Genomic DNA, 11,086 nt, shown 5'->3' with positions numbered 1-11,086 from the left:
CGACTTGATGGACATCAATGCCGGAACCATCGCCACCGGAGAGAAGACCATCGCCGACGTCGGCTGGGAGATGTTCAGGCTGATGCTGGACGTCGCCAGCGGCCGCAAGAAGACCTGGGCGGAGCAGTGGAAGCTGCACAACGCGCTCGTGCTTTTCAACCCGGCGCCGGTGACCTGAACCAAGTCCACAGCAAGATCACAGCAACACCACGCAACCAAGTTCCGCGACCTCCAACAATCACAAGCGCGGCATTCCAACCCCGGAGACAAATCATGCGACGTCGCACCCTCATCCAAACCGCCACTCTCGCTTCGCTCGGCGGAGTCCTTGCGCAACTGCCCGCCTTCGCAGAAGGCCAGTGGCCGACGGGAAAGGCCATCACCTATCTCGTACCTTTCCCCGCGGGCGGCACGACCGACGTGCTCGGCCGCCTGATCGCCCAGAAGCTGGGACCGGCGCTCGGCACCAATGTCATCGTCGACAACAAGGGCGGCGCCGGCGGCAGCGTCGGCTCCGAGGTGGCCTCCCGGGCCGCGCCCGACGGCTACATGCTGCTGGGCGGCACGATCAGTTCGCACGCGATCAACGTGAGCCTCTATCCACGGATCGGCTACGACCCGATCAAGTCGTTCACCCCGGTCACGCTGATCGGCACCAACCCGGTGGTGCTGGTCGTCAACCAGGCCAGTCCATACAAGACGCTGAAAGACGTGCTTGCGGCCAGCAAGGCCAAGCCAGGCGGCTTGTCGTCGGCTTCGGCCGGCACGGGCACCTCGCAGCATCTGGCGCTCGAACTGCTGGCCTACAAGTCCGGCGTCAAGTTCACGCACATCCCGTACAAGGGAAGCGGCCCGGCCATCCAGGACGTGATCGGCGGACAGGTCGACATGATGTTCGACACCACGGTGGTCGCCGGTCCGCACATCCAGAGCGGCAAGCTGCGCGCCATCGCCGTGACTTCCGCCAAGCGGCTGCCTTCGATGCCGGATGTGCCCACGGTGGCAGAGTCGGGCGTGCCCGGACTCGCGGATTTTGAAGTCGTGTCGTGGCAGGCGATCTTCGTGCCCGCCGGCACACCCGCACCGATCGTCGACCGCCTGCACAACGAGATCCGCAAGATCCTCGCGCAGCCCGACATGCAGGAAAAGCTCAAGAGCTTCGGCATGGAGCCGGCCGACATGACGACCGCGCAGATTGCTGCCTTCCAGAAGGCCGAGGTCGAGAAGTGGGCGCAGGTGATCAAGGCCGCGAACATCAAGGCGGAATGAGCTGGCCCCACGCTCCGTCACTTCGTGTACTCGCTGCCCCCCGAGGGGGCCGCAGGCCGCCTTGGGGCGGCCCGGCGTCGGCCTGAGGCCCCCACGCTCCGTCGCTTGGAGCGGCCCGGCGTCGGCCTGAGCGGTCTATAGAATCGTCGATCCCCTTGTCGAAAACGCAGCCTTGTCCGATCGCTTTGCCGTCCTTCCGCAGTACCTGCTCCCCAAGCAAGCGCTGACCTCTTTCGCCGGATGGGTTGCCGGCAAGGAGCGCGGCGCCGTGACGACCTGGATCATCCGGCGCTTCGTCGCCAAATACGGCGTCGACATGGGCGAAGCCCTCGACAGCGACATCGCCAGCTACCCGAGCTTCAACGCCTTCTTCACGCGTGCCCTGAAGCCCGGCGCGCGCCGGATTGCACAGGCAGATCTGGTGTCCCCCGTCGATGGCGCCATCAGCCAGTTTGGCGCGATCCAGGGCGACCAGATCTTCCAGGCAAAGGGCCACAGGTACTCGACGACCACGCTGGTCGGCGGCGACGCCACACTCGCCGCGCAATTCGCGCACGGCAGTTTTTCGACGCTGTACCTGAGCCCCAGGGATTACCACCGCATCCACATGCCATGCGACGGCCGCCTGCTGCGCATGATCCACGTGCCCGGCGACCTTTTCTCCGTGAATCCGACCACCGCGCGCGGCGTGCCCGGCCTCTTCGCGCGCAACGAGCGTGTGGTTTGCGTCTTTGAGACGGCACGCGGCCCGTTCGTGCTGGTGCTGGTCGGCGCAACCATCGTCGGCAGCATGGCGACGGTATGGCATGGCGTCGTCAATCCGCCGCGCGGCGGGGAAGTGCGCGAATGGCACTACGCCGACAAGCAGATCACGCTTGGGCAAGGCGAGGAAATGGGCCGCTTCCTGCTTGGCTCGACGGTCGTGATGCTGTTTCCGGCGCCGCCGGTGGTGTTCAACCCGGCCTGGGCGCCGGCGCGGCCGGTGCGCCTCGGCGAGGCCATGGCGAACTACGCCGACTAGGCCAATCCAGCCACGCGGTGTAGCCAAAGGGCTACAGCCCGCAGCAGGCTTGCACCGACAGCTATAAAACTTGTAGCAGCCTACCTTTCGGGCTATAGTCGCCGGCCATTTCGGGTGGTCACGTACCCGTCACAAGAAAAACAGGCGGACATCAGCCCGCCGCTCCCCGAGGAGATGAAGTCGATGAGCAGCAAGGAAAACGCAGCCGTCAGCCAATTGCTCGCGCTACTGGAAGCTCGCTACGCGCTGCGCGTCCTCTGGGCTCTTCGGGACGGACATGCGCAAACCTTCCGGCTTTTGCAGGACAGCGTCGGCAGCATCACACCCAACACGCTCAACACCCGCATCAAGGAGCTCCGCGAAGCGGGCCTCGTCAATCACGGAAGCGAGGGCTACAGCCTGACCCTCAGCGGACAGGATCTGCTCAAGCGCCTTTCCGACCTTCAAGCCTTTGCCGGCAAGTGGCAGCAGGGGCGGCAGCAGGGTCAGCAGCAGGGGCAAGTCAAGAAAACGCCGCCCTCCACGCCCTGAGCCAACGCGCCCTTCTTCGGGCCCTGGCAAGCGGCTGGCCCGGGCTCGTTAAACTGCGCGGTTTCCTTCCACATTCCCAAGGAGCGCACCATGCCCACCACTCCCTCTGGCCTCCAGTACGAAGACACCACCGTCGGCGACGGCGCCGAAGCAAAGGCTGGCCACCACGTACACGTGCACTACACCGGCTGGCTCTTCAACGACGGCGTGCAGGGCGCCAAGTTCGACTCCAGCCGTGACCGCAACGACCCGTTTGCCTTCTCGCTCGGCGCCGGGCAGGTCATCAAGGGCTGGGACGAAGGCGTCGCCGGCATGAAGATCGGCGGCAAGCGCACCTTGATCATTCCGGCCGCCCTAGGCTATGGCGCCCGCGGTGCCGGCGGCGTCATCCCGCCGAACGCGACGCTGAAGTTCGACGTCGAGTTGCTCGACGCGCACTGAGCCGATCCGGGCTCCTCAAAATGCGCCTCACGGCGCATTTTTTTGCCTTGAAAACCCCTGCGGCAGGCCCAAGATGCCTGCCTATCCATCGTTTTCGTTGATTCCCGGCCTGGCCGCCGGCTTTTATGAGCATGTCAGACCCGCAAAACCCCCCATCGAATCCTGAAATCCTGCAAGGCGAGCCCAGCCCCGAAGAGTTGGAAGCCGCGCAAGCCGCCAACGAAGCCGACGCGCTGGACGCCGCCCAAGCCGCCCAGGCCGAAGTCGCCGCGCTCAAGGCAAAGAACGCAGAGCTGACCGACCAGGTCCTGCGCGCGCAAGCCGACGTGCAGAACGCTCGCCGCCGCGCCGACGAAGAAGTCAGCAAGGGCCGCAAGTTCGCGATCGAAGGATTTGCGGAAAGTCTTCTGCCTGTGCTGGATAGCCTCGAAGCCGGTCTCGCGGTGCAGGAGGCGACGATCGAGCATCTGCGCGAAGGCACCGAAGCCACGCTGCGGCAACTCAAGAGCGCGCTCGAGCGCAACAAGGTCATTGAAATCGCGCCGCCCGCCGGAAGCAAGTTCGACCCGCACCTGCACCAGGCGATTTCAGTTGTGCCCGCTGCGGGACAAGCGCCCAACACCGTCGTGGGCGTCCTGCAAAAGGGCTACACGATCGCCGACCGCATCCTTCGCCCCGCGCTCGTGACCGTCAGCAGCCCGAGCTGAAACCCACAAGAAACCCACAGGAAAACCCCGTTTCATCCCTTGAATCGCACCCGGTTATCCACAAGTTCACAACAACCTTATTTCAGATCCCAGGAGCAACAACATGGCCAAAATCATCGGCATCGACCTCGGCACCACGAATTCGTGCGTGTCGATCATGGAAGGCAACGTCACGCGTGTGATCGAGAACTCTGAAGGCGCCCGTACGACGCCTTCGATCGTGGCCTACCAGGAAGACGGCGAAGTGCTGGTCGGCGCCTCGGCCAAGCGTCAGGCGGTCACCAACCCCAAGAACACGATTTACGCCGTCAAGCGACTGATCGGACGCAAGTTCGAGGAAAAAGAAGTCCAGAAGGACATCGACCTGATGCCCTACAGCATCACCAAGGCCGACAACGGCGACGCCTGGGTCGAAGTGCGCGGCAAGAAGCTCGCTCCCCAGCAGATCAGCGCCGAAATCCTGCGCAAGATGAAGAAGACCGCCGAAGACTATCTCGGCGAAACCGTGACCGAAGCGGTGATCACCGTGCCGGCCTACTTCAACGACAGCCAGCGCCAAGCCACCAAGGACGCCGGCCGCATCGCGGGCCTGGACGTCAAGCGCATCATCAACGAGCCGACGGCGGCAGCACTGGCCTTCGGCCTGGACAAGCAAGACAAGGCCGACCGCAAGATCGCCGTGTATGACCTCGGCGGCGGCACCTTCGACATCTCCATCATCGAGATCGCGGACGTCGACGGCGAAAAGCAGTTCGAAGTGCTGTCGACCAACGGCGACACCTTCCTGGGCGGTGAAGACTTCGACCAGCGCATCATCGACTACATCATTTCCGAGTTCAAGAAGGACCAGGGCGTCGATCTGAGCAAGGACGTTCTCGCACTGCAGCGCCTGAAGGAAGCCGCCGAAAAGGCCAAGATCGAACTGTCGAACAGCGCAGCGACCGACATCAACCTGCCCTACATCACGGCCGATGCATCGGGTCCGAAGCACCTGAACATCAAGCTGACCCGCGCCAAGCTCGAAAGCCTGGTCGACGAACTGATTGAGCGCACCATTGCGCCCTGCCGCACCGCCATCAAGGATGCCGGTGTGAGCGTGACCGAGATCAGCGATGTCATCCTGGTCGGCGGCATGACCCGCATGCCGAAGGTGCAGGACAAGGTCAAGGAGTTCTTCGGCAAGGACCCGCGCAAGGACGTGAATCCCGATGAAGCCGTCGCCGTCGGCGCTGCCATCCAGGGCCAGGTGCTCTCGGGCGACCGCAAGGACGTGCTGCTGCTGGACGTGACCCCGCTGTCGCTCGGCATCGAGACGATGGGCGGCGTGATGACCAAGATGATCACGAAGAACACCACGATCCCGACCAAGTTCGCGCAGACCTTCTCCACGGCCGAGGACAACCAGCCGGCGGTGACGATCAAGGTGTTCCAGGGCGAGCGCGAAGTCGCTTCGGGCAACAAGCTGCTCGGCGAATTCAACCTCGAAGGCATTCCGCCGGCATCGCGCGGCACGCCGCAGATCGAAGTCAGCTTCGACATCGACGCCAACGGCATCCTGCACGTCGGCGCCAAGGACAAGGGCACCGGCAAGGAAAACAAGATCACCATCAAGGCCAACTCGGGCCTGTCGGAAGACGAGATCCAGAAGATGGTGAAGGATGCCGAACTGAACGCGGCAGAGGACAAGAAGAAGGTCGAACTGGCGCAGGCCCGCAATCAGGGCGAAGCCATGGTCCACAGCGTGAAGAAGTCGCTCGGCGAACACGGCGCGAGCCTGGAAGCCGGCGAGAAGGAAAAGATCGAAGCCGCGATCAAGGACGTCGAGGAAGCCCTCAAGGGTGAAGACAAGTCCGCGATCGAGGACAAGACCAACACGCTGATGACCGCCAGCCAGAAGCTCGGCGAGAAGATGTACGCCGACGCGCAGGCTGCGGCCGGCGCCGCAGGCGGCGCGGCCGGCGCCAACCCGGAAGCTGCAAGTGCTCCGGCGGACGACAACGTGGTCGACGCCGAAGTCAAGGAAGTCAAGAAGGGCTGATCTGCATGCCCTGAACCAAGGCTGGACCCGCTGCAAGGTGGTCCAGCCTTTTCCGCTTCCTGACCCTGCTTCCTGAAGACGACTCCGCCCGACCTCGACCATGGCCACCAAACGCGACTACTACGAAACCCTCGGCGTTCCCAAGAACGCCAGCGAAGAGGAAATCAAGAAGGCTTATCGCAAGCTTGCGATGAAGCACCACCCCGACCGCAACCACGGGGACTCCAAGGACGCCGAGATCAAGTTCAAGGAGGTCAAGGAAGCTTACGAAATGCTGTCGGATCCGCAAAAGCGCGCCGCGTACGACCAGTACGGCCACGCGGGTGTCGACCCCAACATGCGCGGCGGCCCGGGTGCGGAAGGGTTCGGCGGCTTCGCTGAAGCGTTCGGCGACATCTTCGGGGACGTCTTCGGGCAGCGCGCCGGTCGCCAGGGCGGGCGGCAGGTGTATCGCGGCAGCGACCTGAGCTACGCGATGGAAGTCACGCTCGAGGAAGCGGCCGACGGCAAGGACGCCCAGATCCGCATTCCCACCTGGGACGATTGCGGCACCTGCAAGGGCACCGGCGCCAAGCCGGGCACCAAGCCGATCACTTGCACGACCTGCCACGGCCAAGGCGCGGTGCAGATGCGCCAGGGCTTCTTCAGCGTGCAGCAGACCTGCCCGACCTGCCATGGGTCCGGCAAGATCATTCCGGAACCGTGCACGACCTGTCATGGCCAGGGAAAGATCAAGAACAACAAGACGCTGGAAGTGAAGATCCCGGCCGGCATCGACGACGGCATGCGGATTCGCAGCACCGGCAACGGCGAGCCCGGGACCAATGGCGGGCCGCCGGGCGATCTCTATATAGAGATACGCCTCAAGAAGCATGAGTTGTTCGAGCGCGACGGTGACGATCTTCACTGCGTCGTGCCGGTCAGCATCACGACGGCGGCGCTTGGCGGCGAAATCAGCGTCCCGACGCTCAAGGGGCCGGCCGCGATCGACATTCCCGACGGGACCCAGAGCGGCAAGCAGTTCCGCCTGCGCGGCAAGGGCATCAAGGGCGTGCGGTCGAGCTACCCGGGCGACCTGTATTGCCATGTGCGCGTCGAAACGCCGGTCAAGCTCACGGAGCACCAGCGCAAATTGCTGAAGGAACTCGACGAGTCGCTCAAGAAGGGTGGCGAGAAGCACAGCCCCACCGACAAGGGGTGGTTCGACAAGGCGAAAGAATTCTTTAGTTAGGTGTTGCTCGCCCCCAGGCTGCGCGCACTTCGTGTCGCTTCGCCTACCCCCTGACCGGGGGCAACACCGGCGGCCTGGCGAAGCCAGTTCCGCGGTGTTTCACGAAAGGCGGGGCTGGAGAGGGCTTGGGCTGGTTAGAACATTAACGCTTCGCCGGGTTGGCGGTAGCCAGCGCGATCTGGCCAACCAGTTGCGGGCGCCGACAGCCAGCCGGCTCAGCGTTTGCAGAATCGTCATGCGCTTTTCTCCGTCGGTTGGATCATGAAAAGTTCCCGTCCGCTAGGGGCCGGGTGCGGTGAATTCGAAGCCGCCCTGCGCGCGAAGGCAGCGCGACCGGGGGCCTGCGATCAAGTCCACGAAACGCCGTGCAAGTTCGGGCTGCTGCGCCTTCGCGCTGACTGCGGCCGTGTAGACGGTGGCCAATTCAAAGGCATCCGGCAGAGGCCCCACGAGTGCGACGCCCGGCGTGTAGTTGATTTCGGTGATCTGGGTGCAACCGATGGCGCCCGGCCCGACGTGGGAGGCGAGTTCTTTCATGGCTGTGGCGCCGTTGGGAAACGTGCGCAGGCGCGACGCTACTGTCTCGGCGATCCCGAGCTTCCCAAGAACCGCCGCGAAATGGATGCCGGCGGTCGAGCGCAATGCATCCGGAAAATAGATCGCCTTCGCGGTCAGCAAACTGGCTTTCAGCGCCTCGGGCGAGCCGACTTGCGGCAACGGCTCGCCCTGTCGGACGGCGATGCCGGTGCGAACGCGCCCTAGCGCAGCTTCCGAGTCTTGCACCAGCCGACGCTCGGCCTGCAGATCGGCAACCATGGCGGCCGTGGCGATCATCACGTCGCAAGGCTCTCCGGCAAGCAGCGCTTCCTTCATGGCGCCGACCGCGCCGAAACGGCCCTCGACCTTGGCGCCGGTGAGTTCCAGGAACACGCCTTGCAGCGCCCTCACCAGCCCCTGGGCCGCCCCCGCACACAGGATGTTCATTGGTCCGCCTTTGCGCCCGACACCTTGACGACCCGCGCCCATTTCGCGATGTCCTGATTCATATATCGCGTGAAATCGGCGACGTTCATCTGCATGGGTGTCGCGCCTTGCGCTTTCCAGGCCCGAATCACGTCGGGGTTCGACGCGATTTTCTGGACCTCGGCGTTCAGGCGGTCGACGACGGCGGCGGGCGTACCTTTGGGCGCCATCAGGCCCAGCCAGATCGTCGCTTCGTATTTGGGCACGCCGGCTTCGTCCACGGTCGGCACGTCGGGCATGACGGCCGAACGCGTGAGGCCGGTGGTTGCGATCGCCTTCACGCGGCCGCCGCGCACATGCTCGGTCATGGTCGGTACGGCGTCGAACATCATGTCCACCTGGCCGCCCAGCACGTCAGTGCGCGCACCGGCGCTGCCCCTATAGGGGATGTGGAGGATCGACACCCCTGCCATGGCCTTGAAGAGTTCGCCCGCCAGGTGATAAGGCGTGCCGGGGCCGGAAGACGCATAGGTCAGCGCGCCGGGCTTGGCCTTTGCCAACGCGATCAACTCGCCCAGGTTGTTGACCGGCAACCCGCTGCGAGTGACCAGCACGAGATCCGACGAGTTGATGGGCGTCACCGGGACAAAGTCGCGCATCAACTGATAAGGCTTGTTCGGGATGAGCGATTCGTTGACCGTATGCGCGTTCGACATCAGGAGCAGCGTGTAACCATCCGGCGGGCTCTTTGCCGCAGCCTCGGTGCCGATGACCGATCCCGCGCCCGGCCGGTTGTCGACCACGAACCCTTGCCCGAGGGCCTCCTGCAGGCGCACCGCAACAATTCGTGCGTAGACGTCGGCCGGTCCGCCGGCGGCAAACGGCACGATGATCCGCACCGGATGCGACGGATAGTCCTGCGCATTGGCCGCCACGAACGGGGCCGACGCAATCAAGGCTGCAGCCCAGCAGTGCGGCGCGAGGCGCAGACATCGACTCCATAGTGTGTTCACGATTGTCTCCAGGAGCGCCCCGGCCCGGGAGGCTCAGTCAATTGGTATGAATTGGTATGCCTCCACGCCAATCCAGGCCAATATACCGGCGGGCTCGGACCGGGTCAACGCGAGGGCGGGTTTCCGCTAGTCCAATGGCGCGCAGGCTCGCTGTCCCAGCGTTACGGTGCGCCACGCACCGTCAATAGCCGAGCAAGTTTTTCCGCACATGAACTAGGTGGCCGAGGCAGAGTTCGCTCGCTCGCGCACCGTCGCGATCCTTCAACGCCGCCACAAGGTCGCGATGCTCGCGCTGGTAGGCGAGCCGGCGTTCGGGCGTTGCGCTGCGCCGCTTCAGCATGCCCCATTCGCTCTGCGCACGGACTTCGTTCATGCGTTGGAAGACAGTGGAAATGAACGCGTTGTGAGCGGCATCAGCGATCGCCTCATGCAGCTTGCCGTCCCACAATTCGAACTCCTCGATGGTGGCGGCGGCCTCGCCTCGCTCGCAGCAGTTTTCCATTCTTTCGAAGTCTGCAGTGGTCGCGTTGCCGATCACCATGGCGATGATGGCGGGTTCGAGCACCAGTCGGGCGCTCATCAGCTCGGCCGGACTGGTTGCCAGCGGCGACTCGCCACTGCTGATGTCGGCGAGCGCGCGGCCCACTTCGTCGCTCACGTAGGTGCCGCTCCCGACCGTCTGAGTGATCAACCCCCTGCCCTTCAGGTCCGCGAGCACGCGGCGAACGGTCGACCGGCTGAGCCCATATTGGCTGCTCAACTCCCGTTCCGTCGGCAAGCGATGGCCGGCCCGCCACGCGCGCGACTTCAGGTTTTCGAGGATGGCTTCCCGCAAGTTCAGGGCACTGTGCACGATCGCAGGTGGATTGAAATGAAGAGAGCGCGCCGACCCTGGCGGTCCGGACGCGGGCTGGGCTCTATTGTGGACTTGGTATCCGATTGGTAGCATTTGGTCGCCATAGAGGAGATCATTGTGCGCATTGCAACCTATCAATATCAAGACCGCAGGCACGTCGGCCTTGTCTCGGACGATCGACTGACCGTCACGCCGCTTCAACTCGACCCCGCCGCGGCCCTTCGCGGGGCGTTGCCCCTCATCGAAGCACACGCTTCTGGCGCATCCGCGCTGCCGACTGCGGGCAGCCCCATGGCTCTGGGTGACGTCAAGCTGGAAGCGCCGATCCCGCTGCCGCGCCGGAACATCTTCTGCGTCGGCCGCAACTACCACGCGCATGCAAAGGAGTTGTCGGGCTCGGTGTTCAAGAACAGTGCGGCCAGCGTCGATGCGTGGCCCATCGTCTTTACCAAGGTGCCCGAGTGCGTCGTCGGGCCCGACGACCCGGTGCAATTGCCCGGCGAGGCCATTTCGGCGCAGATCGACTACGAAGCGGAACTGGCGGTGGTGATCGGCAAAAGCGGCCGCAACATTTCGCGGGCCGACGCGATGTCGCATGTGTTCGGCTACACCATCGTCAACGACGTCACGGCGCGCGACGTGCAAATGCGGCACCAGCAGTGGGACCTGGGCAAGTCCTTCGACACCTTCTGCCCGATGGGGCCCTGGATCGTGACTGCCGACGAGCTTGATGGCACGCGTACCCGGGTGCGCTGCTGGGTCAACGGCGAGCCGCGGCAGGACGGCCAGACCACCGATCTCATCTTCGACATTCCCACGCTGATCGAAACCTGCTCCCGCGGCATCACGCTGCACGCGGGGGACATGATCGCGACCGGCACCCCCGCCGGAGTCGGCATGGGTCTGACGCCGCCGCAGTACCTCAAGCCGGGCGACGTCGTTCGCATCGAGATCGACGGGCTGGGCGTGCTCGAGAACCGGTTCGTGTGATTACCCGACACAACGGAGACAACAAA

General features: G+C 64.3%; 11 protein-coding genes and 1 pseudogene. 9 read left to right on the top strand and 3 right to left on the bottom strand.

Translation table 11 applies throughout. The features are described from left to right. From garD to dnaJ, 8 genes and pseudogenes are all read left to right on the top strand, one after another. Window positions 1–178: pseudogene (garD, locus tag AC1DSF_RS18130) on the top strand (galactarate dehydratase); the annotation flags it as partial. A gap of 95 nt (window positions 179–273) precedes the next feature. Beyond that, the gene (locus tag AC1DSF_RS18125; protein WP_478125826.1) at window positions 274–1,269 is read left to right on the top strand and encodes a Bug family tripartite tricarboxylate transporter substrate binding protein; all 996 of its coding nucleotides are present in this window, start codon (window positions 274–276) and stop codon (window positions 1,267–1,269) included. Between the two features lie 172 nt (window positions 1,270–1,441). Beyond that, window positions 1,442–2,290, top strand: coding sequence for an archaetidylserine decarboxylase (gene asd, locus AC1DSF_RS18120; protein ID WP_478125825.1), 849 nt, complete (start codon window positions 1,442–1,444; stop codon window positions 2,288–2,290). A gap of 183 nt (window positions 2,291–2,473) precedes the next feature. Further along, window positions 2,474–2,821, top strand: coding sequence for a winged helix-turn-helix transcriptional regulator (locus tag AC1DSF_RS18115; protein ID WP_478125824.1), 348 nt, complete (start codon window positions 2,474–2,476; stop codon window positions 2,819–2,821). A gap of 90 nt (window positions 2,822–2,911) precedes the next feature. Beyond that, window positions 2,912–3,262 (top strand): FKBP-type peptidyl-prolyl cis-trans isomerase, encoded by a 351-nt coding sequence (locus AC1DSF_RS18110; protein WP_478125823.1) that lies wholly within the window; start codon window positions 2,912–2,914, stop codon window positions 3,260–3,262. 131 nt (window positions 3,263–3,393) lie between these two features. Next, window positions 3,394–3,969, top strand: coding sequence for a nucleotide exchange factor GrpE (gene grpE, locus AC1DSF_RS18105; RefSeq protein WP_478145031.1), 576 nt, complete (start codon window positions 3,394–3,396; stop codon window positions 3,967–3,969). A 103-nt stretch (window positions 3,970–4,072) separates the two neighbouring features. After that, complete coding sequence (gene dnaK, locus AC1DSF_RS18100; RefSeq protein WP_478125821.1) at window positions 4,073–6,007, top strand: molecular chaperone DnaK; 1,935 nt, start codon at window positions 4,073–4,075, stop codon at window positions 6,005–6,007. 100 nt (window positions 6,008–6,107) lie between these two features. After that, entirely contained in the window at window positions 6,108–7,238 is a 1,131-nt protein-coding gene (gene dnaJ, locus AC1DSF_RS18095; protein ID WP_478125820.1) for a molecular chaperone DnaJ, read from the top strand. A 279-nt stretch (window positions 7,239–7,517) separates the two neighbouring features. On the opposite strand, the gene AC1DSF_RS18090 is transcribed toward dnaJ, so the two are convergent. The 3 genes from AC1DSF_RS18090 to AC1DSF_RS18080 all read right to left on the bottom strand — a co-directional run bounded on the left by AC1DSF_RS18090 (window position 7,518) and on the right by AC1DSF_RS18080 (window position 10,163). Beyond that, window positions 7,518–8,222: a molybdate ABC transporter substrate-binding protein gene (locus tag AC1DSF_RS18090; protein WP_478125819.1), complete on the bottom strand. Its 705-nt coding sequence runs from the start codon at window positions 8,220–8,222 to the stop codon at window positions 7,518–7,520. Next, window positions 8,219–9,214, bottom strand: coding sequence for a tripartite tricarboxylate transporter substrate binding protein (locus AC1DSF_RS18085; RefSeq protein ID WP_478125818.1), 996 nt, complete (start codon window positions 9,212–9,214; stop codon window positions 8,219–8,221). Before AC1DSF_RS18085 ends, AC1DSF_RS18090 begins: the two co-directional genes overlap by 4 nt. Window positions 9,215–9,395: 181 nt before the next feature. Then, window positions 9,396–10,163: a FadR/GntR family transcriptional regulator gene (locus AC1DSF_RS18080; protein ID WP_478183193.1), complete on the bottom strand. Its 768-nt coding sequence runs from the start codon at window positions 10,161–10,163 to the stop codon at window positions 9,396–9,398. Window positions 10,164–10,187: 24 nt separating this feature from the next. Here AC1DSF_RS18080 and AC1DSF_RS18075 point away from each other — a divergent pair, with 24 nt between their 5' ends. After that, on the top strand, window positions 10,188–11,060 hold the full coding sequence (locus AC1DSF_RS18075) for a fumarylacetoacetate hydrolase family protein (protein ID WP_478125816.1): 873 nt from the start codon (window positions 10,188–10,190) through the stop codon (window positions 11,058–11,060). Window positions 11,061–11,086 lie beyond the last annotated feature (26 nt).

This window comes from Variovorax sp. 01N429 (genome assembly GCF_056399425.1).
The sequence above is the reverse complement of the archived record's forward strand: the minus strand, read 5'-3'. Positions and strand labels throughout refer to the sequence as shown.